The following is a 23,042-nucleotide window of genomic DNA, read 5'->3' as shown; positions in this document are numbered from 1 at the left end:
CGTTAAGGCCACCTTACGGGCGTCAGACGCCCGTAAGGTGGCCTTAACGGCACTTTTCAGGAGCGGAGCCAGACCGCGGTGTCCGTCGGAAGGGAGCCGTCCGCCGGGCCGCTGGCCAGCAGGATCTCGCCCTCCGGCAGGGGTACCGGAGACGCCGAGAAGTTCAGCGCGAACGTGAACCCGGAGCCGATCCGGAACGTCAGAACTCCTTCGCCGAGGGAGAGCCACTCCAGCTCGCCCGTGGGCAGGTCCCGCCGCAGCCGCAGGCCGTCGCGGTAGAGCGACAGCATCGACGACGGGTCCGCCGCCTCCACTTCCGCCGTGTACGCCTTCCATTCCTCGGGCTGCGGCAGCCACGCGTCGCCGGAGCCGAAGCCGAACGGCGGCTCGTCACCCGACCACGGGATCGGCACGCGGCAGCCGTCGCGGCCGGGGTCGGCGCCGTTCGTGCGGGCCCACACCGGGTCCTGGCGCAGCTCGTCCGCGATGTCCAGGACCTCCCACAGCCCCAGCTCTTCGCCCTGGTAGACGTACAGACCGCCGGGCAGCGCCAACGTCAGCAGCGCCGCCGCGCGGGCCCGCCGCGTGCCCAGCTCCCGGTCCACCGGCAGCTCGTGCAGCCGGTTCGCGAAGCTGAACCCCGTGTCGCCCTGCCGGCCGTAGCGCGTGACGTGCCGCGTCACGTCGTGGTTCGACAGCACCCACGCGGCCGGCGCACCGACCTCGTCGTGCGCCCGCAGCGTCCGGGTGATGACGTCCCGGAAGCGCGAAGCCTCCCAAGGGCAGACCAGGAAGTCGAAGTTGAACGCCGAGTGCAGCTCGTCGCGGCGCAGGTAGCGCGCCGCGCGGGACATGTCCGGCAGCCACATCTCGCCGACCAGCACGCGCTCGCCCGCGTAGCTGTCGGCGATCTTGCGCCACGACCGGTAGATCTCGTGCAGGCCCTCCATGTCGGAGAACGGCGTCTCGTCGCCCTCGTCGACGTCGGGCAGCCGCGGGTCCTTGACGAGCCCGTCGGCGACGTCGATGCGGAAGCCGTCCACCCCGCGGTCGAACCAGAACCGCAGGACGTCCTCGAACTCCGTGCGGATCTCCGGGTTGTCCCAGTTGAAGTCGGGTTGGCGCGAGCTGTAGAGGTGCAGGTACCACTCGCCGTCTCCCACGCGCGTCCACGCGGACCCGCCGAAGCGGGACTTCCAGTTGTTCGGCGGCTCGGCCCCGTCCGGGCCGCGGCCGGGCCGGAACCAGAACCGTTGCCGCTCCGGCGATCCCGGGCCCGCCTCGAGCGCGGCCTGGAACCACCGGTGCTCGTCGGAGCAGTGGTTGGGCACGATGTCGATGATCACCCGGATGCCGCGGGCGTGCGCCTCGGCGATCAGGTCCTCCGCCTCGGCGAGCGTGCCGAAGAGCGGCTCGATGTCGCGGAAGTCGGCGACGTCGTAGCCGCCGTCGTCCATCGGCGACGGGTACCACGGGGTGAACCAGATCGCGTCGATCCCCAGGTCGGCCAGGTGGTCCAGCCGGGCCCGGACGCCGGCGAGGTCGCCGACGCCGTCGCCGTTGCCGTCCGCGAAGCTGCGGATGTAGACCTGGTAGATCGCCGCGCTCCGCCACCAGCCGGTCTTGTCGGTCACGAAAGTGCCCTCCTAGTCGTCGTGAAAACCCGGCTCAGCCCTTGATGCTGCCGGCGGTCAGCCCGGCGAGGATCTGCCGTTGGAAGGCCAGGAACAGCGCCACCATCGGCAGGCTGGCCAGCACCATCCCGGCGACGAGCACGTTGAGCGGCATGTCGATCGCCACCCGCTGCAGCATCACCGAGAGCGTCTGCTTTTCGGTGTCCGGGAACACCAGCAGCGGCCAGATGAAGTCCTTCCACGCGGTGACCACCGCGAGGATCGACACCACGGCCAGGATCGGCCGCGAGATCGGCAGGATGATCCGCCAGAGCGTGCGCACCGGCCCGGCGCCGTCGATCCGCGCCGCTTCGATCAGCTCGTCCGGGATCTGGTCGAAGAACCGCTTCAGCAGGTAGATGTTGAACGCGTTGGCCGCCGCCGGGAGCCAGACCGCGGTCGGCGAGTTGATCAGGTTGAGGTGCAGCAGCGGCAGGTCCGTCACCGTCACGTAGGTCGGCACGAGCAGGGCCGTGGCCGGCAGCATCAGCGTCGCCAGCATGAGCCCGAGCACGACGTTGCCGAACTTCGGCCGCAGCTTCGACAGCGCGAACGCGGCCGGGACGTCGATGGCCAGCTGCGCCAGCCACGCGCCGCCGGCGACGACGAGCGTGTTGAGGAAGTACTTGCCCAGGCTCAGCTGGTTCCACGCGTCGCCGAACGTCTCCGGGTGCCACTCGCGCGGGACGAGCGTCGCCGGCGTCTGCGCCAGCTCCTGCGGGGACTTCATCGCGCCGGTGATGACCCAGTACAGCGGGAACATGAACGCCAGCAGGAACACCGCGAGCGTGCACGCGAAGACGACGCCGTAGACGACCTTGCCGCGCGGGCTGCGCAGCGCGCCGGGCGAGACGAGGGTTCTCATGACTGGTCCGCCTTCCGCGTCAGCCGGACGTACCACGCCGAGAACACGCCCAGCGCCACGAACAGCAGCAGGCTCATCGCGCTCGCCGAGCCGAAGTCGTTGTAGACGAAGGCGTAGCGGTAGAGCAGGAGCAGCACGGTGACCGTCGAGTCGTCCGGGCCGCCGCCGGTCATCACGTACGGCTCGGTGAACACCTGCATCGTCGCGACGATCTGCAGCAGCAGGAGCACCAGCAGCACGAACCGCGTCTGCGGGAACGTCACGTGCCGCAGGCGTTTCCACAGCCCGGCGCCGTCGAGCTCGGCGGCTTCGTACAGCTCGCCGGGGATCGTGCCGAGCGCGGCCAGGTAGATCAGCGTGGTGCTGCCCATGTTGGCCCACGTCGAGACGAACACCAGCGACAGCATCGCCGTCGTGGAGGAGTCGAGCCACTGGCCGCCGGGCAGGCCGACCGCGCCGAGCGCGGAGTTGAACAGGCCGGGACCCGGGTCGTAGAACCACTTCCACATCAGCGCCGTCACGACCGGGGGCAGCATCACCGGCAGGTAGACGGCGAGCCGGAAGAACGCCTTCGCGTGCCGGATCTCGTTGAGCAGCACGGCCGTGAGGAACGGGACGGCGAAGCCGAAGACCAGCGCCAGCCCGGTGAACAGCAGCGTGTTGCGCCAGGCGACGCCGAACAGCGGGTCGGCGAAGAGCCGCTCGAAGTTGTCGAACCCGACCCACGTCGGCGCGTTGACGAAGTCGACCTGCTGGAAGCTCAGGAGGACGCCGCGGACGATCGGGTACCAGGAGAACATCGCGAACACCAGGAGCGCGGCGCAGAGCAGGCCGTACGCGGTGAGGTTTTCCTTGAGCTTGCGCCTGATCCGGGTCCGGCGGCGTTCCTCCGGGGAGGCGACCGGCCGCCTGGCCCGCGACGAAGACGTCGCGGGCCAGGCGAGAAGGCTACTTGACCTGGGCGAGGACACTGTTGACCTTCGACGAAGCCGACGACAGCTGCTGGTCGATGTTCGCGTTCTGGTCCGTGAGCACCGCCTGCATGACGCTGTCGAGCGCGGCGTAGATCTGCTGCGCGTTCGGCGGCTCGATGCTGCCCTTGATCTTGCTGGTCGTGTCCACATAGGACTTGTAGTTCGTCGCGGGGACGTTGGCGAACTTGGCCTTCAGCGCCAGCTGCTGGTCACGCACCGAGCCCGTCCAGACGTCCGGGGTCGGCTCGGCGGGCAGGCCGACCGGCTGCTTGCCGTCGACGTACTGCTGGATGTGCTTCTCGAACCGGTCCGGGTTGAGGTACTTCCACTGGATCCACTCGAGGCCGGCCTTGACCTTGTCCGGCGAGGCCTTCGGGTTGATCATGTAGCCCTCGCCGCCGAGCAGCGTGCCCTGGCCGCCGGGCATGCCGGCGATGCCGTAGTCCTCGTACTTGCCGTTGAACTGCTTGACCAGCACGGGAACGTTGTCCGGGGCGGCCATGTACATGCCGAGCTGGCCGGCGCCCATCATGCGTTGCACGTCCGTGGCTTCGAGGAGCTGCTTGGCGCCCATCGAATTGTCGGTCCAGCGCATGTCGTGCAGGTACTGGAGGGCCTGCTTGCCCTTTTCGTTGTTGAAGTCGGCAACCCACTTGTCGCCGTCCTTGCGGGCGATGTCGCCGCCCATCGAGTAGAGCCAGCCGGTCATGTGCCAGCCGCCCTGGTTGTTCTTGCTGTAGTCGGCGTACCCGACGACGCCGTTGCCCAGCGCGGAGATCTTCTTCGCGTCTTCGCGGACCTCGTCCCAGGTGGTCGGCGGCTTGTCGGGGTCGAGCCCGGCCTTCTGGAACAGCGGGCGGCTGTAGACCAGGCCCATCGTGTAGTTCATCGTCGGCAGGCCGTAGAGCTTGCCGTTCGCGTCACGGAAGTTGTCGAGGAGTTCCGGCTTGATGTCGTTGATGTGCGGAACGCTCTTCGCGGCTTCCGTGATATCGGCGGCTTGACGGCGCGCGATGATCTGCGCGGGGTCGGTGAAGTAGACGTAGTAGACGTCCTCGAGCTGCCCGCCGGCGAGCTTCGCGGAGAAGGTCTTCGGGTCCATGAAGCCTTCGTGCGGGTCGATGTCGATGTTCGGGTGGGAAGCCTCGAACTCCTTGACGTCGGCGTCGAACACGCTGCGCTCGAACGGCTGGCTGGTCGGCGGCTGCCCGGTGACCGTGATCTTGACCTTGCCCCCCGCGGTCTCCGTGCCGGAGTCGCTACCGCAGGCGGCCACCCCCAGTGCGAGGCCACCTGCGGCCAGCATGCAGAAGATCCGGCGGGGCACGGTTCGGGACCAGGGACTGCTCATCTCAAGCCTCTTCTCGGGTCGCGACGGCTGTCACGTGATTGCGGTCACTCTAAAGTGTGAGAGCAGATCGACGCAATAAGGCGACGAGAAGTTGCAAGTTACGAACAGGCCGCGAGGCGGCTCGCCGCGCTGGCCGACCTGGGCATACGAAAAGGCGCGACGGCTCGCCCCCCCGCCCCCCGGGGGGGGGGGGCCCACCCCCGGGGGCGGGGCCGGGGGGCCCGCCCCCCCCCCCCCCCCCCCCCCCCCCCCCCCCCCCCCCCCCCTTGGGGGTGAGACCTACGCCGTGCGGCGGGCCGTGGAGCCGCGCACCACCAGCTCCGGTGCGAACAGCAGCTCCTCCGCCGCCACCTCACCGCCGTTGATCCGCTTCACCAGTAGCTCCACCACCGCCCGCCCCATCGCCTCGATCGGCTGGCGGGTGGTCGTCAGCGGCGGGTCGGTGCAGTTCATCAGGGCCGAGTCGTCGTAGCCGACCACCGAAATGTCCTCCGGCACCGACAACCCCTGCCGACGCGCCGCGCGGATCGCTCCCAGCGCCAGCAGGTCGCTCGCGCACAGCACCGCCGTCGCGCCGCGGGGGTACAGCCTCGCCGCCGCCGCGTGGCCGCCCTCGATCGAAAACATCCCGTGTTCCACCAGCTCGTCCAGCACCGGCAACCCGAGCTTCGCCGCGTATGACTGGAACGCCTCGAGCTTGCGCTGGGACGGCACGTGGTCCGACGGCCCCAGGACCAGCCCGATCTTCTCGTGCCCGAGTGAGCTCAGGTGCCCGACGACCTGCTCGACGGCCACCGCGTCGTCGCACGAGACCTGGGGGAGCCCGAGGTGGTCGACCGCCGCGTTGATCAGCACCGTCGGGAGCCGGCGCTCCACGAGGTGGTGGTAGTGCGTGTGCACCGCGTCCGCCTGGGCGAACAGCCCGCCGGCGAACACCACGCCGGACACCTGCTGCTGCAGGAGCAGCTCGACGTACTCCGCCTCCGACACCCCGCCCGCGGTCCGCGTGCACAGCACCGGCGTGAAACCCTGCTGCGCGAGGGCGTTGCCCATGATCTCGGCCAGCGCGGGGAAGATGGGGTTCTGCAGCTCCGGCAGCACCAGCCCGACCAGGCGGGCCCGCTCGCCGCGCAGCTGGGTGGGGCGTTCGTAGCCCATCACGTCCAGCGCGGTGAGCACGGCGGCGCGGGTGCTGGCGGACACCCCGGAGCGGCCGTTGAGCACCCGGCTGACCGTGGCTTCGCTGACCCCGACCTGGCGGGCGACTTCGGCAAGACGACGCGTCATGAGTGAAACTTTACAGCAACCGGGCGCAAAAGCATGACAAGCCCGTACCGGTCCCGGGGACCGGTACGGGCTTGCCGGACGACCGAGCTACGAAGCCGCCACTTCGAACTCGGACACCTGACCGGCGGGCCAGCCGGTGTTGCCGGTGAACGTCAGCTGGACGAACCGCTGGGACGTCGCCGTGAAGGACGCCGACGCCGTGTTGCCGGAAGCCGGGTCGAACGCGTACCCGCGCGAGCTCACCAGCGTCGTGTACGAACCGCCGTCCGTGCTGCCGGAGATCGTCACCGTCTCCGTCCGCGCGCCCCACGCCGACGACGGCGGCAGCCGCAGCGTCACCTTGTTGATCGACGCCGCCGCGCCCAGGTCCACCGTCAGCGTCTGCGGGAACGCGTTGTTCGCGCTCTCCCAGTACGTGTCGGCGTTGCCGTCCACGGCGTTCGAGGGCGGGAAGCCACCGACCGACGCCGACGCGCTGATCGCCTTGCCCCGCGCGAGGTTGCTGCCGGACTGCGGCGGCTGCGCCGGGCCCGAGTTCGGCGCGGGCCAGGTCGAGCAGTCGCTCCAAGTCCCGGTCCAGCCGCTGTTGCCCGACCCGCCGAACGTCATGCGCGGGATCGACGCCGGGTACGGGCAGTTGTACGTCCCGGTGACGCCGACGCCGGACGCCGACAGGTTGCTGATCGTCACCGACCCCTGCGTCTGCGACTGCGCCACGAATGTGCCGACGCCCTGCACCGAGACGCCGTCGATCGTGATGCCCTGGATCTGCTTGCCCTGCCCGTTGCCGTCGATGAACTGGATCGCCTCGTACGGGCTCTGGATGGCGGTGAACCCGGTGACGCGGATCGTGACGCCGGTGATCGCCTGGTCGCGCGCGTCGAACCACAGCGCGCCGACGCCGAACTGCCAGTTCGGGTCGAGCGCCCCGGCCCGCAGCGCCGTGTTGTTCGACAGCGTCACCGTGCCGCCGAGCGGCACCGAGTTGAACCGGTTCGCCACCAGGTAACCGCCGCCGAGCGCGTTGGTGTCCTGCACCAGGTTGCCGCTGACGGTGTTGTTCGACCCGCCGTACAGCGCGATGCCGTTCGCCAGGTTCGGCTGCACGACGGTGTTGTTGGCCAGCGTGTTGCCCGAGTCGGCCTGACCGTTCGACCACAGCGCCAAGCCGTCGTCGCCGTTGTTGCGCAGGTAGTTGTTGCGCAACGCCGAGTTCGTCACCGCGCCGTCGAAGTTCACGCCGTCGGCCTGCGTGTCCAGGATGCGGTTGTTCTCGATGGTGAGGTTCGACGACGCGCCGTTCATCAGCCACAGCCCGCACTTCGTGTTCTGGATCCAGAGACCGCTCACGACCGAGCCGTTCCCGAGTACGCCGTGGAACGCGTTGTCCGGGCTGCCGTCGTTGCGTTCGGTCACGTCACCGAACACCGCGAAGTCGTACAGCTTGATGTTCCCGGACGCGCTGCCGTTGTTGAAGATGTTGTTGCCGTGCAGCACGGTGTACCACGGCCCGGCGCCGCGGACGGTCGTCTGGTCGATCTGCAGCGCCGAGCCGATCTCGAACCGGCCGGACGGCACCCAGACCTCGCGACCCTGGGAACGCGCCGCCGACAGCGCGTTGCGGAACGCCTGCGAGTCGTCCGACGAGTCGTTCGCCGTGGCACCGTAGTCGGTCACCGAAAGCGAGTTGGCCGGCTGCGAACCCGCGCCGCCGACCTGCTCGAAGTCGGCCAGGTCGATCGTCGCCTGCCCGACGTCACCGGAGTCGGCCTGGACCCGGACTTTTGTACCGGAAGCCGCGTTCTGGCCGAAGAGCAGCCGGGCGTCGTCGAAGAAGTGGTGCGTCTTCGAGCCCGTGATGAAGCCGGTGTCCACATAGGAATACCGCGACGTCACGGACAGCCCGCTGCCGAGCTTCGTGCCGCCGACGTACACCGAAAGCCGCCCAGATGAGCCGTCCGGGATGTTGTAGTGGACATTGATCGAGTTGGCCGCCGCGGGCAGCGTGAACTCGACGTACTGGCCGGACCCGATCCGGACGGCCTGCCGCCCGGACGCTTCCGAGGCGATGCTGGCCTGGGTGTAGTCGGGGCCGACGGCCGAGCCGGTGGTCGCCGAGCACTCGGCTTCGACCGTCCGGAACGGCACGCTCGCACCGCCGGAAGCGGTCGTGGGACAGGTGGCCGCCGCGGCCGGCGTACTGCCGGAAAGCACGGTCAGACCGGACGCGGCGAGAGCGGCGGCAAGCAGAGCCGCGCCGCGGGGAATGCGAGACATCGTCAGCACCTCTCAGGACGAATAGGCTTCGAGTTCGGACAGCTGCCCGGCGGGCCAGCCGGTGTTGCCGGTGAAGGTCAGCCGCAGGGTGCGTGCCGACGTCGCCGGGAAGGTGATGGTCGCGGTGTTGCCGGACGCGGGGTTGAACGTGTAGCCCGCGGCGGCTTTGACGCCGTCGACCGAGATCGTCTGGGTGCGCGTGCCCCACGCCGACGACGGCGGCAGCTTCAGCACCAGCCGCGACACCGAAACCGTGGCGCCGAAGTCGACGGTCAGCGACTGCGGGAACGCGTTGTTCGCGCTCTCCCAGTACGAGTTCGCATCCCCGTCGACGGCGTTCGAAGGCGGGAACCCACCCTGGGACGCCGACGCCGTGACGCTCTTGTGCAGCGCCAGGTTCCCGGTCGGCTGAGTCGTGGTCGTGGTGGTCGGCGGGGTGGTGGTCGGCGGAGTCGTCGTGCCGCCGTTGTCCGAGCCGTAGACCGGCGTCGGCCACGAGCCGCAGAACGTCGTCGACCAGCCCGAGTTGCCGCCCTGGTCGGCCAGCCCGCTCATCGCGTCCGGGCCCATGCAGTTGTAGACGCCGGCCCGGCCGACGCCGGTCGCGACGACGTTCTGCACCGAACCGGTCGGCTTGGCCTGGATCTGCCAGGCGAACGTGCCCGCCCCGGTGATGCGGACGTTCGTGAAGTGGACGTCCGTGGTGGCGCTGTCGATGAACTGGATGGCCTCGTAGTTGTTGTCCTGCAGGTCGAGGTCGGTGACGTCGACCCGGCCGGTGATCGCCGAGTCGCGGCCGTCGAACCACAGGGCGCCGACGCCGAACTGCCAGTTCGAGTCGAGCACGCCGGTGCGGATCGCCGTGTTGCGCGCGACGGTCGTCGTGCCCGCGAGGGGCACCGCGCTGAACCGGTTGGCGATGTGGATGCCGCCGCCCTGGTCCTGGTTGTCGGCCACGACGTTGTCGGACACGGTGTTGTCGTGCCCGCCGTAGATCGCGATGTTGTTCGCGAGGATCGGCAGCAGCACGGTGTTGAACGAGAAGGTGTTGTGGTGGTCGGCGTCGTGCTCGGACCACATGGCCAGGCCGTCGTCGCCGGTGTTGCGCAGGAAGTTGTTCGTGACCGTGACGTTGCTGATGCCCTGGTGCAGGTTCAGCCCGTCGGCGGTCTGGTCGAGGATCCGGTTGCCGGACACGGTGAGCCCGTCGAACGGCCCGTCGAGCCACAGCCCGACCTTCGTGTGCTGCAGCCACAGGTTCTGCACGACCGAGCCGCCGCCCAGCGCGCCGCCGATGGCGTTCGACTGGTCGCAGTCGACGCGCGAGTCGACCTGGCCGATGATCGCGAAGTCGTACAGCTTGACCGCGCTGCTCGTGCCCGGGATCGCGCCGTTGCCGGGGTAGGTCGACGTGCCGCAGCTTGCCGGTTCGCCCTTGCCGAAGATCCCGGCGCGCGGGCCGGTCAGCACGGAGTACCACGGCCCGGCGCCGCGGATCGTCACCTGGTCGACGGTGATGTGATGGCCGAGGGTGAAGGTCCCGGACGGGATCCAGACCTCCTTGCCCTGGCTGCGGGCCGCGGCCACGGCCGAGTCGAACGCCGAAGCGTCGTCGCTCGCGTCGCCCGCGGTGGCGCCGTAGTCGGTGACGGACACCGAGTTCGCCGGGCGGGCGGCCGCGGCACCGACCTGCTCGAAGTCGGCCAGGTCGATGGTCGAGGCCGTGGTGTCGCCCGCGTCGACCTGCAGCTTGATCTTGGTGCCGGCCGGGTACGACGTGCCGAGCAGTGCGCGGGTCTCGTCGTAGAAGTGGTGCGCGTGGCCGTCACCGGGGTTGTTGGTGAACGGGTAAGAGCCGTAGTACCAGGCGTACTTCGACGTCAGCGCGATGTCGCGGTCGTGGGTGCCGCCGACGTAGAGCGAGAGCGTGCCGCTCGTCCCGGTGCCGTTGCCGGAGTCCGGGAGGCTGAAGCGGAAGTCGATCGAGTTCGCCGGGGCGGTGAGCGTGAACTCGACGTACTTGCCCTGGCCGGACAGCGTCACGGCTTTGCGGCCGGACGCCTCGCCGGCGAGCGTGCCCGCGTTGCGGTCCGGGCCGATCACCGAGCCGTTCGTCGCGGCGTTCTCCGCCTCCTGTTCGAGGAAGGGCACGGTCGCGCCGCGGCCGGCCGCGAGCGCCGACCCGCCGGCGGGAACGGCGGCGATCGTCAGGCCGGCCGCGGCGGTCACGGCGGCGGCGAGAGCGGCGAATCTCTTGGCCCGGAAGCGATCCGGGGCTGGTGCGGGCGCGCTGAAGACAGAGCTGGGAGTCATGGGCGGCACTGGCCTTTCCGCAGCAGGGTGGGGACCTCTGTGACCGGGATCATACGAATCTCAGACAAGAAATCGCAATAGTTGGACGAACTTACGCAACTTTGCGACAGGAATTGACGACTGCGCCGGATGCCCGACGCTCGCTTACGCCCGGCGGAGCAACGCCCTCGCGGTCCGGGAGCGCTGATAGTTTTCAGTCATGAGCCAGCGACGTGCGGACGGCAGCGCCGGGGACGCGGATTACGGCGCGATCGGCGGGGTCTACACCGACTACCGCAAGCCGGACCCCCGCATCGGCCAGTACATCCTCGACGCGCTGGGGGACGCGCGGACCGTGCTCAACGTCGGTGCGGGCGCCGGCGCCTACGAACCCGAAGACCGGGAAGTGACCGCGGTCGAGCCGTCCGCGTCGATGCGCGCGCAGCGCCCGGCGGACCTGCCGCCCGCGGTCGACGCCGTGGCCGAGAAGCTCCCGTTCCCGGACCGGGCGTTCGAGGGCGCGATGAGCACGTTCAGCGTCCACCAGTGGAACGACCTGTGGACCGGGCTGAAGGAGCTGCGCCGCGTCACCCGCGGCCCGGTCGCGATCCTGACCTGCGATCCCGCCCTGCTGCGGCGGTTCTGGCTGCTCGACTACGCGCCCGAGGTGATCGAGACCGAGGCGCGGCGCTACCCGTCGGTCGACGACATCGCCGACGGCCTCGGCGGCCACACGTCGATCGTCCCGGTGCCCATCCCGATCGACTGCACGGACGGCTTCAACGAGGCCTACTACGCCCGCCCGGAACGCCTGCTCGACCCGGGCGCGCGGCTGTCGTGCTCGGCGTGGAGCTTCGTCGACGACCGCGTGCACCACCGCTTCGCCGCCGAGCTGCAGCACGACCTCGACGACGGAACGTGGGAACGCCGCTACGGGCGCCTGCGCGAGCAGCCGACGTTCGAGGGCTCGCTGGTGCTCGTCGTCTCGGACCCGACGGAATGACGCCGCCGCCCTTCGACCCGGAGCTGGCGCCGGTCGTCGAAACCCTGCGCGCGCTGCGCCCGCCGCTGGCTTCGCTCGAGGACATCCCCGGCCGCCGCGAGCTGAACGCCGCCGAGCACCGGACCGTCGAGGAGCTGGCCGCCGCGTATCCGGAGTACCAGGTCACCGAGGAGTACGCGGGGGACGTTCCGCTGCTGGTGATGACGCCGGCGTCGAGCGCGGGCGTCCTGTACTACGTCCACGGCGGCGGCACGATCGTCGGCAGCCACCTCGGCCAGGACGTGCCGAACCTGCTGGACTGGGCGGGCGGGACGGACCTGACGATCGTCTCGCCGGGGTACCGGCTCGCGCCCGAGCACCCGTACCCGGTGCCGGTCGAGGACTGCTACGCCGGTCTCTTGTGGACGGTCGAGCACCGCGCCGGCCCGATCGTGGTCGGCGGCATCAGCGCGGGTGGCGGGCTCGCGGCGGCCACGGCGTTGCTCGCCCACGACCGCGGCGGGCCGGAGCTGGCCGGCCAGCTGCTGATCTGCCCGATGCTCGACGACCGCAACGACACGCCCTCGGCCGTCGACCTCGACGGCCACGGCCTCTGGGACCGCACGGCCAACAACGTCGGCTGGACGGCCTACCTGGGCGATCGCCGGGGCACGGACGACGTCCCGGCGTACGCCGCCGCGGCCCGCGCCGAAGACCTTTCCGGCCTGCCGCCGGCGTTCCTGGACGTCGGCACGGCGGAGACGTTCCGCGACGAGGTCGTCGCCTACGCGAGCCGGATCTGGCAGGCGGGCGGCGAGGCGGAGCTGCACGTCTGGCCCGGAGGCTTCCACGGCTTCGACTCGCTGGCGCCGGAAGCTCAGGTCAGCCGGGCCGCGCGCGCCGCCCGGCTGACCTGGTTGCTCAAGCGCCTGCCAGGAGCTCCTGCAGCTCGCTGACGGCCTTCGCGAGTTCGTCGGCGAAGCGGTACATCTCGGCCGAGACGTGCTTCGGCGTGCTGAGGTAGATGTTCCAGCGGTCCGGCAGCAGCACGTACGCGATGCCGATGCACTGCGGGCTCGTCGAGCCGAACCCGAAGTACTGGATGTTGACCGACGGCGCCGAGCTGGTGCTCAGGTAGTCGTCACGCATCTTCAGCCAGCCCGGCGAGCTGTACAGCGCGGGAACCGCAGTGTCGCCGCGGCGCTTCCCGATCAGCTGCAGCTCCCACAGGTGCTGTTCCGGCGCGTCCCCGGCCTGGCATTCCTTCGCCCGCGAGACGTGCTTCGCCGCCGCCGTCCGGAACGCTTCGCGCTTTTCGTCGGCCGAAGCGTTCGCATCGGTCAGGACGTCGGCGAAGCGCACGACTTCCGGCGTCACGACGCGCATCGCCTCGGTACGGCCGTTGCGGAACTGCCGGGTGGCGATCGACTCGTACGTCGCGCCGGTCAGGCCCTTCGCACGGCGGTGCGCCAGCTGGTACGCCATCTGCGCGAAGGCGTCCGGCGACATCTTGAGCTCCTTCGCCCGGTTGGCGCCGAAGTCGAACGACACGGTCTGCGTCGCCGTCGCGTCCGCGTACGCCCGGAAATCCGCGCCGGCCGCGCGGGCGTCTTCGCGCAGGGCGTCGGTCAATGCGAACTCGACTACCTCGTAGCCCGGGACACTCTCGGCGTCTTCCCGGGGCGCCCGCGAACCGCTCAGCAGCGCGTCGGTGAAGCCGAGGATCGTGGTGCCGTCGAGCTCGCAGTGCTCGACGTTGATCCCCGCGGTGCCGTCCTCGAGCACGATCAGCGACACGGCCTTGTCGTACCAGCGGTTGTCGCCGTACAGCAGCCGGTCGCTCGCTTCCAGGGCGTCGGACGGCGTGAAGTCGTCCAGGCACAGGCAGAACAGCGCCGTCTCGATGGTCTCGAGCGCTTCGGCGTTGCCGGCTTCGAGCAGTGCCTTGCGGCTGACTGCCCACTCCGCACGGGCCTTGGTGGTGAAGTGCCCGGCCGGGATGTCGGCGACGTGGTCGTCCTTGAGGATCGCGCGCAGGCCGTCGGCGATCTGCTCCGGCGAATGGGGCCGGCCGTCCGCGGCGATGACGTCCATCCGGAAGGGCGTGTCGCGGTGGAACACGACGATGTGCCGCTCGGGCGACGGGAACCGCGTGCGCGCGGTGTCCAGCAGCTCGCCCGGGATGCGCGTCGCCGAGAACAGGTATTTGTGCTGCACCATCGACTGCGGCCCGCCGCGCACCAGCACCGGCGGCACCAGTTCCTCGTCGAGCTTCAGCTTGTAGTCCACGGCGGACGCGGTCAGCTCGGCCGCGCGTTCCACCTGACCCAGCGGGGAGTCCTGGAACAGGAAGAAGAAGTTGGCGTTGAGCGCGATCCGGTCGCGGCGGCCGAGGTAGCGGTACGGCCAGAAGGTGTCCAGCCAGCTGTGCACCCCCGGCGACCGGTCGTACTCCGCGAGCGCGGCCTGCAGCCCGTGGGCCGGGCTGCCGGGCGCGAGGAAGTCCTCGACCGCCGCTTCGGTCTCCGCCAGCTCGTCCGGCGTCAGCAGCGGGCCGCACCACTCCAGGAAGCGGCGGCCGCTGTCGGCGAGGGTCGGCACGGGGACGCGGGGAAGCCGGTCCTCGTTGCCGAACGTGCGGGGGGACCATTCCGGACTGCTCACTCTGTCATCCTCGTTCGTCGGGTGCTGCGTCTTCGGAAGCTACCGCGTTGAGTGCGGACGCGAGCCCGGCGGCCGCGCCCTTCTTCGGCCGGGAGACGTACAGCTGCGCGTACAGCCAGCCGTCGGCTTCGAGGCCGTCGGGGTTCACGCCGGCCTCGGCCAGCGTGCCGAGGATCTGTTCCTGCTCTTCGGCGGAGGCGAACCGCCGCTGCCGGTAGACGCCGTCGATGGCCGCGGTCTCGTACCCCAGCCCGGCCAGGCTCTCGGCGACCGGGTCGTAGGAGAACATCCGCAGCACGAAGTGCGCCATCCAGGGCCGGGAACCGCGCGCGATCCGCGCGATCGTCTTCTCGGTGACGTAGCCGATGCACCCGGTCGAGACGACGAGGTCCACCTGGTCCAGCAGCGCCTGCTGCTCCGGGTCCGGGTCGTAGCGCTCGAAATCGGCGTAGATCGCCTCGTCGATGAACCCCGCGGAACACGCGTACTCCAGCGCCGCCCCGGCCGCGTCGAGCCCGAAGAACCGGGGGCCGTCGGGGTCGGCGTGGGTGGTGACGAGCCGCCGGTCGCGCTCGAGCAGCGCGGCGCGGTCGAGGTTCTCGACGCCGGGCGCGGTGTACTGCTCGTACAGGTCTTCGATGCTCGCGTCGCACCGCAGCAAAGCGCTGTTGACGCCGTAGGAGCACCCGACGTCCAGCACGGTCGGCCGCGCGATTCCGCGCTCCGCCTGGTATTCCTCGATCAATTTCGTGAAGTACGGCTTCGCCAGTTGCGGAATCTGGTAATCCACGCGCTGCAACGTTCCGAAGAACGGACGGGGGTCGGGCGCGGTGTAGATGTGGTCGAACGAGATCTTGCCGGTCGAGTCGAAAGGCACGGGCCAGGCTCCTAGATCTAGTCGAGCAGGGCGTCGCCCCGCACGGCGTGACCAGCCAGATGTTCGGGCAGGACCCGGCCGAAGAGCTGCCTGGTCCGCTCCGGGCTGCCGATGACGCCGGGGCGCTCGCTGTAGGCGAAGATCGCGGAGTGCCGGGCGATCTTCCCCTCCACCCTAGTGACCCGATGCAAGGCGAAGCGGCCTTTGAACAACTGCAGATCGCCCGGACGGAGGCCCAGCCGCTGGACCGAACGGGTGCTTTCCCCGGAAAGCACGGCGCGGACGGCGGAAAAGTTTTCCGTGTCGGCGGAGCGGATGTTCGGGCAGTATTCGAAGGTCCCGCCGGCGTCCGCGGCCTGCGTCAGCATGCTGACGGTGTAGGAGTTCGTGTCGAAGTGCCACGGGTGCGCGCGGCCGGGCGCGATCACGTTCAGCGTCAGCCCGGACAACGGGTCGGCGAGCTCGTGCAGCTGTGGCAGCCCGAAGCAGTCGGCGATGAACCGCTGGAACACCGGGCTGGTGTAGAGCCGGCCGATGAGTGCGCCCGCCGGGATGTGGTCGCGGGCGACGAAGGCGTTGCCGCGCTCCATGATCGTCCGGCCGGGGTGGTCTTCGGGCAGGGCCGCGTCGATCGCGGTGTTGTAGGCGTTGACCTTTTCGATCTTCGTGTACGCGTGCGGCTCGAGCGCGGCGCACTCGGCGCGCAGGACCTCCTGCAGCTCCGGCCGGATGAAGTCGGCGAGGACGCTGCAGCCGACGTCGGCGAGGTCCGCGCGGGTGCGGTCGACGGTCGCCCGCCAGGCGGCACTTCCCGGATCGGTGAGCGGGTAGCGGTCGGTGTCGACCATTTCCAACGCGGCCACGGAGGTGCTCATCGAAGTCCCTTCCGGCGGGTGAAGCTCCGGTGCTGAACCCTGGTCGTGAGGGAAAGAGTTAGCACATCTCCGGCGGGGTCAACCGTGGGTTTGTGAGCGGTGACACAAGGTCATCAGTTGCCGATTTCGGTCGCCCACGAGCTGACGGTGACGGTGTCCGTGGTGCCGAGATCGGTGTCCAGCGGCTGCTTCTGCGCGGGTTCACCCGGGACGGGGACGACCGAGATCGCGGCGCCGGTGTGCTTGTCCCCGGTCGTCACGGTGGCCGACCACGCCAGCACGGCGACGACTGTCTCGCCCGGCTTGAGCGTTACGTTCTGCGGGCCGAGGTCCCGCGCGAAGTACGACGTCCCGTGCTCGACCTTCACCTCGAGCGGCGAACCGTCTTCGGCGAGGATCTTCAGGTCCGGGTAGCCGGTCACCTTGCGCGGCTCGCCATCCCGGTTGGTCAGCGTCAGCACGCTCGCGCGGTGCCCGAGCCCGGCTTCGACCTGGCCGACCGAAAGCGACAGTCCGGCCGACGGCGGCGGCGCGTACGTCGGGCTCGGCGTCGTCGTGGGTGTGGGCACGGGCGGCGGAGGCGGCGTAGTGCCGCAACCCGCGAGAAGCGCGACGAAAAGAAGTGGTGCGAAGCGAGAAACCCCCATGGACCGGAAGAGTAGCGGGCGCCCCGGAGCCGGGCGCCCGCGACCCCTTTTTAAGGCGTGAGCAGGGGCAAAAGCGGCTTCCGGACCGCGGTGGCGACACCGTCGGACGCCTCGGCCGCGGCGATCCGCTCCGCCGACGGCCGGCCGTAGCCCGTCGTCCGCTGCACCAGCGGCCGGCCCAGCGGCTCGACCATCTCGCGCATGTCGCTGATCGTCTTGTACGACCCGTTCGACGCGCCGGCCATGCGGCTGATCGTCTCCTCCATCAGCGTGCCGCCGATGTCGTTGACACCGCCCTGCAGCACCGCGCGGCTGCCCTCGGTGCCCAGCTTCACCCATGAGCTCTGGATGTTGTCGATCATCCCGTGCAGCAGCAGCCGGGCCAGCGCGTGCACCGCGCGGTTCTCGTTCTGCGTCGCGCCCGGGCGGGCGAGCCCGGCGAGGTAGATCGGCGAGCTCTGGTGGATGAACGGCAGCAGCACGAACTCGCTGAACCCGCGCTTGCCGTGCTTCTCCAGGCCGTCGCGCTGCAGCTTCGCGAGCAGCTTCAGGTGCGCGACCCAGTGCGCGGGCGTGTCGACGTGGCCGTACATCATCGTGGACGTCGTCGGCAGGCCGATCTCGTGCGCGGTGGTGACGACCTTGATCCACTCCGACGTCGGCAGCTTGCCCTTGGTGAGCACCCAGCGGACGTCGTCGTCGAGGATCTCCGCGGCCGTGCCCGGCAGCGAGTCCACGCCGGACTCCTTCGCCGCGATCAGCCAGTCGCGCAGCGAAAGGTTCGTCCGCGACGCGCCGTTGACGACCTCCATCGGGCTGTAAGAGTGCAGGTGGATGTCCGGCTGACGGCGCTTCACCTCGGCCGCGAGGTCGAAGTACGCGGTGCCCGGCAGGTCCGGGTGGATGCCGCCCTGCATGCAGATCTCGGTCGCGCCGGCGGCCCACGCCTCGTCGACGCGGTCGCCGACCTGCTCCAGCGAGAGCGTGTACGCGTCGGCGTCGGTGCGACGCTGGGCGAAGGCGCAGAAGCGGCAACCCGTGTAGCAGACGTTGGTGAAGTTGATGTTCCGCGTGACGACGAAGGTGACGTCGTCGCCGACGGTCTCGCGCCGCAGGTCGTCGGCGAGCTTCGTGAACGCGTCGAGTTCCTTGCCGTCGGCGGACAGCAGGGCCAGCGCGGCGTCGTCGGACAGCCCGGCGGGGTCCTTTTCCGCACTGCGCAAGGCTTCCAGGACGGTGGAGTCGAACTTCTGCGGCCCGGTCTTGATCCGGTCGCCGATCTCCTTCCAGTCCCCGTACACCGAGTCGAAGTCGCTGCGGCGGTCCTCGGTCCGGCCGGTGGTGTCGATCTCGGTGTGCAGGTCGGTGCGGCCGGACTGCTGCCAGCCGCCGTCCGGCTCCTGCCACGGGATGCCGACCGGCATCGCGCCTTCGCGCGCCATCCCGGTGGCCGGGTCGACGAGCGCCGCGACGTGCCGCGTGATCCGCGGGTCCAGCCACGGCTCGCCGGCGTTGACGTACTCGGGGTAGATCGTCAGCCGTTCCTTGAGCTCGAAGCCGGCCTTCTCGGTGCGGCGGGCCAGCTCGTCGATCTGCGGCCACGCGCGTTCCGGGTTGACGTGGTCCGGCGTCAGCGGCGAGACGCCGCCCCAGTCGTCGATCCCGGCGCGGATCATCAGGTCGTACTGGTTGCCGATCAGGTTCGGCGGCGCCTGGATGCGCATCTTCGGGCCGAGCACGAGCCGCGCCACGGCGATGTTCGCGGCCAGCTCTTCGAGGTCGGCGTCCGGGGTCGCGCGCATCTTCGTGTCCGGCTTGGCCCGGAAGTTCTGCACGATGACTTCCTGGATGCCGCCGTAGGTCTTGGCGACCTTGCGGATCTCGAACAGCGCGTCCGCGCGCTCTTCGTGCGTCTCGCCGATGCCGATCAGCACGCCGGTGGTGAACGGGACGCTGCTGCGCCCGGCGTCTTCGAGGACGCGCAGCCGGACGGCGGGATCCTTGTCGGGTGACCCGTAGTGCGGGCCGCCCTTCTCGCTCCACAGCCGGGTCGCGGTGGTCTCCAGCATCATGCCCATCGACGGCGCGACCGGCTTGAGGCGCTGGAAGTCCTGCCAGGACAGCACGCCGGGGTTGAGGTGCGGCAGCAGGCCGGTCTCCTCCAGCACCCGGATCGCCATCGCGCGGACGTAGGAGAGCGTGTCGTCGTAGCCGTGCGCGTCGAGCCAGTCGCGGGCGGCCTTCCAGCGGTCCTCGGGCCGGTCGCCGAGGGTGAAGAGGGCTTCCTTGCAGCCCATCTCGGCACCCTTGCGGGCGATGTCGAGGACCTCGTCGGGCGAGAGGAACGGCGATTCGAGCCGTCCGGGCACCGTGACGAACGTGCAGTAGCCGCAGCGGTCGCGGCACAGCCGGGTCAGCGGGATGAACACCTTGCGGCTGTAGGTGATGATGCCCGCGCGGCCGGCCTCGGCCAGGCCCGCGTCGCGGATGCGCGAGGCGTACTCGGAAAGCTTCCCCAGGTCTTCGCCGCGGGCGTGCAGCAGGACGCTCGCTTCGGCTACGTCCAGTGTCTTCCCGTCACGCGCCCGGGCGAGCGCACGGCGCATCGCGGAGGCGGTCGGGGTGGTGGCGTCGGGTTCGGGTCCCATTCCACCCACGCTAGGACCGTCCTCGCGGGACCAGCCAGTGTGTGTTCCGCACCCGGCTCACCCGATCGGTGCGCGTGCTCGTCGTCGCAGGTCAGGGCGCTCGGCCGGTTGTCGATCAGCTTCCCGGCGTGTATTACCTAAAGGGTGGCATCGGTGGTCGGGAAGAAGATCGGCGGACGGACGTACTACTACCTGGCGGAGTCCGGGAGAGTGGACGGCAAGCCCCGGGTGGTGACCCAGCGTTACCTGGGGACGGCCGAGGAGATCGCGCGCGCCGTCCCGGGCGGCGAGCCCGCGTCGGCTTCGTACCGGACGTACGGTGACGTCGCCGCGGTGTGGGCGACCCTCTCGCGGCTCGGCTTCGTCCGGCGCGTCGACGACATCGCCGGCCCTCAGCGCGCGAAGCCCTCGCTGGGCCTGACGCTGGCGATCGCCGTGCTGCACCGGGCGACCGCGCCGTCGGTGCCCATCGGCGAGTGGTGGGCCTCGGGGGCGGCGGCCGATCTCGTGCGGCCCCGGGTGTCCACAGTGGAGGGACTCTGGCGGGCGCTGGAACGCCTTACCCCGGAACGCATCACGCGCATCGAGGACACCGTCGCCTCCGCTGTGCTGGAGCTGGTGGACGACCACGCGGCGCTCGCCGTCGACGTCCCCCAGTTCGCCGCGTTCGCCCCGGCCGACTGCACGCTGCCCTCGGCGTGCCGGGGCGTCCTCGCCGGCGCCGGCCTGCGGGTGACCCGCGACGGCGCGATCCCGCTGGCGTCGCGGGTGTACCGGCGCGACGACGGCACGGCACCGACGTTCGCCTCGCTGACCGCGGAGCTGGGCCCCGCGACGCTGGTCTTCCACTCCGGCCAGGCGGCCCAGCTCGACCTGGGTTCACGCAGCGGGTTCGTCGGTTCGCTGCCGCTGACCGATCACCCCGAGTTGCTGACCCAGCCCGCGTCGGCGCGCAAGCGCGTCGACCCCGAGCGGTTCGCCGGCCTCACCGCGCTGGACACGCACGCGGTCGTCGACGGCGTCCGGCGGCGGGTGATCCTCACGCATTCGGCGACGCTGCACGCGGCGCAGTCCCGCGCGTTCGCCGACGAGCTGGCCACCGCGACCCGCGAGCTGGACGGCCTGGCCGAGGCGCTGGCCGCGGGCACCCACCGCGGCGACCGCGCCCAGGTCCACGCCGAGCTCGGCCGGGTCACGCGCGGCCGGCGCATCGAACGCGTGCTCACCGCGGTGCTGAGCGGGAACCGGCCCGGCGAGATCCGCCTGGAACGCCGGATCGACACCGCCGCGCTGGCCCGGCTCGACGAGGAGTTCTTCGGCAAGCAGGTGCTGGTCACCGACCGGGACTGGCCGATCGGGGACGTCGTCACGGCCTACCGGGCCCGCACGCACCTGGAGTCGACGTTCCGCTGGCTCACCGGCCCCGCCGTGACCGGGCCGACCCCGCGCTGGGAGTGGACGCGGCAGCGGATCGCCGCGCACGGGCTCGTCTCGGTGCTCGCGGCGACCGTGACGCACCTGATGCGGCGCGAGGCCGACCGGGCGGGGATGAACCTGTCCGTGCGGGAGCTGCTCGACCAGCTGGCCGGCATCGGCGAGCTGGTGCTGCGCTACCCGTCCACCGGCGGGCGGCCCCGGACCGGACGCCTGCCGACCGAGCGGGATCCGGCGCAGCAGGCGTTGGCCGACCTGTTTCAGCTCTCCCGGTAGATCTGCAGGGCCGAGAAGCTCTGGACCACCGGCATCAGCTCGATGACGTTGATGTTCACGTGCTTCGGCTGGTTCGCCGCCCAGAAGACGGACTCGGCGACGTCGTCCGCGGTCAGCGGGGTCGTGCCCTGGTAGACCTTGTCCGCCTTGTCCTGGTCGCCGTCGAAGCGGACCTTCGAGAAGTCCGTGCCGCCGACCATGCCGGGCTCGACGTTCGTCACGCGGACGCCGGTGCCGTGCAGGTCGCTGCGCAGGTTGAGGCTGAACTGGTGGACGAACGCCTTGGTCGCGCCGTAGACGTTGCCGCCGGGGTAGGGGTAGGTGCCGGCGATCGAGCCGATGTTGATCACGTGGCCGCGGCCGCGCTCGACCATGCCGGGCAGCAGCGCGCGCGTCACGTGCGCGAGGCCGCGGACGTTGGTCGCGATCATCTCGTCCCAGTCGGCCAGGTCGGCCCGGTGCGCGGGCTCGAGGCCCTTCGCCAGGCCGGCGTTGTTGACCAGGACGTCCACTTCGCGCCAGTCCGCGGGGAGGCTTTCGATCTTCGCCTTGACCGCTTCGGGGTCGCTGACGTCGAGCTTGAGCGTGAGGACGGCGTCGCCGAGCTCGCCGGCCAGCTTCTCGAGCTTGTCCTCACTGCGGGCGACGGCGATGACGCGGGCGCCCTCGGCGACGAACCGGCGCGCGATGGCGTCACCGAAGCCGGCGCTGGCGCCGGTCACGAACACGGTCTGCTGGGTCATGGCTTGGCTCCGCTTGTGGTCAGGAAGGTGCTGAGCGCTTCGTTGAACTCGGTCTCGCGCTCCAGGTTAGGCAGGTGGCCCGCGCCGTCGATCACCACCAGGGCGGAACCGGGCACTTCCCGGTGGATCCGCTCGGCGTCGTCCACCGGGGTGAACTCGTCCTCACTGCCTACTACTACGAGGGTGGGGACGGCGATGTTCCTGAGCCCGGGGGTGTAGTCGGGGCGCTCGGCACGTCCTCTGAGTGCGGCCGCGGCTCCTTCTTTCGGTGCGTTGCGCATCATCTTGCGGACGTGCGCTTCGACGTCCGGCCTGGTCGCGCGGGTGCTTCTCGAGATCATCTTGGGGAGGAGCTCGTCCGCGTAGCCGTGCATGCCTTCCTCGGTGATCCTCGCGGCGGTGTCGATGCGGGCCTGCTTCGCCTCCGGGGTGTCGAGGCCGGGGAAGGTGTCGGCCAGGAGGAGGGCCTCCACCCGGTCCGAGTGGTTCTGCGCCAGCTGCATGACGATCTGGCCGCCCATGGAGAGGCCGCCGAGGACGAAGCTCTCCAGCTCTATGTGGTCGGCCAGGTCGATCAGGTCGTTCGCGAAGACGTCGAGGGTGGTCTTGGTGCCTTCTCCCGGGGACTCCCCGTAGCCGCGGAGGTCGGGGGTCACGACGCGGTGGCAGCGCTCGGCGAGGTACTCGGCCTGGGGACGCCACATCGAGCGGTCGAAGGGGTGGCCGTGGACGAGGAGGACCGGCCGGCCGTTCTCCGGGCCGAGGTCGTCGTACGCGAGGGTCATGCGGCCGACGCTAGGCGGAGCTTTAGCGCGGTGCAATACGGTGCAATGTACTCGGAGCAATGTTCTTTCCCGGCTCTTTCTCTGGCGCTCCGGGGCCGTCGGGTGCACACTGGGCCTCGGACGGGCTTCGTCACGGGGTCTGACCTGCGCTGATCTTGTTAACGGACCCCCCTGTTTCGGGGGGTTTCCGGGCATGTAAAGTTCTCCAAGTCGCCAGGGAAACCGGGTGGCGGGGACACGAACCAAGCTCTCGCTCGAAGCGATTGAGTGGGTGTCCCACCAAAACTGCTAGGAATACTCGCTTCGGGTAAGGCCGCTTGACGGCGGTGCGACTCGGGGTGTGTTGCTTGAGAACTCAACAGTGTGCTAGTGAACTAAGCCAGTAGAGCTTA

The 23,042-nt window shown here is 70.1% G+C and carries 17 protein-coding genes; 3 read left to right on the top strand and 14 right to left on the bottom strand.

The genetic code is table 11. The features are described from left to right. Positions 1–56: 56 nt before the first annotated feature. The 7 genes from QQ657_RS52605 to QQ657_RS52575 form a co-directional block, all read right to left on the bottom strand. Entirely contained in the window at positions 57–1,634 is a 1,578-nt protein-coding gene (locus QQ657_RS52605; protein WP_284750015.1) for a glycoside hydrolase family 13 protein, read from the bottom strand. A gap of 34 nt (positions 1,635–1,668) precedes the next feature. Beyond that, the gene (locus QQ657_RS52600) at positions 1,669–2,538 is read right to left on the bottom strand and encodes a carbohydrate ABC transporter permease (protein WP_284750014.1); all 870 of its coding nucleotides are present in this window, start codon (positions 2,536–2,538) and stop codon (positions 1,669–1,671) included. Beyond that, complete coding sequence (locus QQ657_RS52595; protein WP_284750013.1) at positions 2,535–3,509, bottom strand: carbohydrate ABC transporter permease; 975 nt, start codon at positions 3,507–3,509, stop codon at positions 2,535–2,537. The genes QQ657_RS52600 and QQ657_RS52595 overlap by 4 nt, the downstream gene beginning before the upstream one ends. Next, the gene (locus QQ657_RS52590) at positions 3,487–4,863 is read right to left on the bottom strand and encodes an ABC transporter substrate-binding protein (protein WP_284750012.1); all 1,377 of its coding nucleotides are present in this window, start codon (positions 4,861–4,863) and stop codon (positions 3,487–3,489) included. The genes QQ657_RS52595 and QQ657_RS52590 overlap by 23 nt, the downstream gene beginning before the upstream one ends. Before the next feature lie 279 nt (positions 4,864–5,142). Continuing rightward, positions 5,143–6,150, bottom strand: coding sequence for a LacI family DNA-binding transcriptional regulator (locus QQ657_RS52585; protein WP_284750011.1), 1,008 nt, complete (start codon positions 6,148–6,150; stop codon positions 5,143–5,145). Positions 6,151–6,237: 87 nt separating this feature from the next. Then, positions 6,238–8,427: a discoidin domain-containing protein gene (locus QQ657_RS52580; protein WP_284750010.1), complete on the bottom strand. Its 2,190-nt coding sequence runs from the start codon at positions 8,425–8,427 to the stop codon at positions 6,238–6,240. A gap of 12 nt (positions 8,428–8,439) precedes the next feature. Further along, the gene (locus QQ657_RS52575; RefSeq protein ID WP_284750009.1) at positions 8,440–10,740 is read right to left on the bottom strand and encodes a discoidin domain-containing protein; all 2,301 of its coding nucleotides are present in this window, start codon (positions 10,738–10,740) and stop codon (positions 8,440–8,442) included. A gap of 199 nt (positions 10,741–10,939) precedes the next feature. Between QQ657_RS52575 and QQ657_RS52570 the strand changes: the two genes are divergently transcribed. Next, positions 10,940–11,722 (top strand): class I SAM-dependent methyltransferase, encoded by a 783-nt coding sequence (locus QQ657_RS52570; RefSeq protein WP_284750008.1) that lies wholly within the window; start codon positions 10,940–10,942, stop codon positions 11,720–11,722. Further along, positions 11,719–12,657: an alpha/beta hydrolase fold domain-containing protein gene (locus QQ657_RS52565; RefSeq protein ID WP_284750007.1), complete on the top strand. Its 939-nt coding sequence runs from the start codon at positions 11,719–11,721 to the stop codon at positions 12,655–12,657. The genes QQ657_RS52570 and QQ657_RS52565 overlap by 4 nt, the downstream gene beginning before the upstream one ends. Here the strand turns inward: QQ657_RS52565 and QQ657_RS52560 are convergent. From QQ657_RS52560 to QQ657_RS52540, 5 genes are all read right to left on the bottom strand, one after another. Beyond that, positions 12,623–14,365: a choline/carnitine O-acyltransferase gene (locus QQ657_RS52560; RefSeq protein ID WP_284750006.1), complete on the bottom strand. Its 1,743-nt coding sequence runs from the start codon at positions 14,363–14,365 to the stop codon at positions 12,623–12,625. The genes QQ657_RS52565 and QQ657_RS52560 overlap by 35 nt on opposite strands. A gap of 4 nt (positions 14,366–14,369) precedes the next feature. After that, positions 14,370–15,242, bottom strand: coding sequence for a class I SAM-dependent methyltransferase (locus QQ657_RS52555; protein WP_284750005.1), 873 nt, complete (start codon positions 15,240–15,242; stop codon positions 14,370–14,372). A gap of 17 nt (positions 15,243–15,259) precedes the next feature. Then, positions 15,260–16,117 carry a HalD/BesD family halogenase gene (locus tag QQ657_RS52550; RefSeq protein WP_284750004.1) on the bottom strand — a complete coding sequence of 286 codons (858 nt, stop codon included), beginning with the start codon at positions 16,115–16,117 and terminating at the stop codon, positions 15,260–15,262. Between the two features lie 113 nt (positions 16,118–16,230). Then, entirely contained in the window at positions 16,231–16,686 is a 456-nt protein-coding gene (locus QQ657_RS52545) for a DUF4232 domain-containing protein (RefSeq protein ID WP_284750003.1), read from the bottom strand. Between the two features lie 128 nt (positions 16,687–16,814). Next, positions 16,815–19,412, bottom strand: coding sequence for a bifunctional FO biosynthesis protein CofGH (locus QQ657_RS52540; protein ID WP_284750002.1), 2,598 nt, complete (start codon positions 19,410–19,412; stop codon positions 16,815–16,817). A 153-nt stretch (positions 19,413–19,565) separates the two neighbouring features. Here QQ657_RS52540 and QQ657_RS52535 point away from each other — a divergent pair, with 153 nt between their 5' ends. Beyond that, the gene (locus QQ657_RS52535) at positions 19,566–21,122 is read left to right on the top strand and encodes an IS1634 family transposase (RefSeq protein WP_284750001.1); all 1,557 of its coding nucleotides are present in this window, start codon (positions 19,566–19,568) and stop codon (positions 21,120–21,122) included. Here the strand turns inward: QQ657_RS52535 and QQ657_RS52530 are convergent. Continuing rightward, positions 21,107–21,865, bottom strand: coding sequence for an SDR family oxidoreductase (locus tag QQ657_RS52530; protein ID WP_284750000.1), 759 nt, complete (start codon positions 21,863–21,865; stop codon positions 21,107–21,109). The two genes, QQ657_RS52535 and QQ657_RS52530, sit on opposite strands and share 16 nt — an antisense overlap. After that, positions 21,862–22,650 (bottom strand): alpha/beta fold hydrolase, encoded by a 789-nt coding sequence (locus QQ657_RS52525; protein ID WP_284749999.1) that lies wholly within the window; start codon positions 22,648–22,650, stop codon positions 21,862–21,864. Before QQ657_RS52525 ends, QQ657_RS52530 begins: the two co-directional genes overlap by 4 nt. Positions 22,651–23,042: the final 392 nt, after the last annotated feature.

It is taken from the genome of Amycolatopsis ponsaeliensis (assembly GCF_030182635.1).
Taxonomy (GTDB): Bacteria; Actinomycetota; Actinomycetes; order Mycobacteriales; family Pseudonocardiaceae; genus Amycolatopsis; species Amycolatopsis ponsaeliensis.
This window is presented reverse-complemented; position numbering and strand designations above follow the sequence as displayed.

Bases quoted from the DNA above. Each gene is read 5' to 3' on its own strand.
- QQ657_RS52600 (WP_284750014.1), bottom strand. From the start codon at position 2,538: ATGAGAACCCTCGTCTCGCCCGGCGCGCTGCGCAGCCCGCGCGGCAAG.
- QQ657_RS52590 (WP_284750012.1), bottom strand. From the start codon at position 4,863: ATGAGCAGTCCCTGGTCCCGAACCGTGCCCCGCCGGATCTTCTGCATG.
- QQ657_RS52585 (WP_284750011.1), bottom strand. From the start codon at position 6,150: ATGACGCGTCGTCTTGCCGAAGTCGCCCGCCAGGTCGGGGTCAGCGAA.
- QQ657_RS52580 (WP_284750010.1), bottom strand. From the start codon at position 8,427: ATGTCTCGCATTCCCCGCGGCGCGGCTCTGCTTGCCGCCGCTCTCGCC.
- QQ657_RS52575 (WP_284750009.1), bottom strand. From the start codon at position 10,740: ATGACTCCCAGCTCTGTCTTCAGCGCGCCCGCACCAGCCCCGGATCGC.
- QQ657_RS52570 (WP_284750008.1), top strand. From the start codon at position 10,940: ATGAGCCAGCGACGTGCGGACGGCAGCGCCGGGGACGCGGATTACGGC.
- QQ657_RS52565 (WP_284750007.1), top strand. From the start codon at position 11,719: ATGACGCCGCCGCCCTTCGACCCGGAGCTGGCGCCGGTCGTCGAAACC.
- QQ657_RS52550 (WP_284750004.1), bottom strand. From the start codon at position 16,117: ATGAGCACCTCCGTGGCCGCGTTGGAAATGGTCGACACCGACCGCTAC.
- QQ657_RS52540 (WP_284750002.1), bottom strand. From the start codon at position 19,412: ATGGGACCCGAACCCGACGCCACCACCCCGACCGCCTCCGCGATGCGC.
- QQ657_RS52530 (WP_284750000.1), bottom strand. From the start codon at position 21,865: ATGACCCAGCAGACCGTGTTCGTGACCGGCGCCAGCGCCGGCTTCGGT.
- QQ657_RS52525 (WP_284749999.1), bottom strand. From the start codon at position 22,650: ATGACCCTCGCGTACGACGACCTCGGCCCGGAGAACGGCCGGCCGGTC.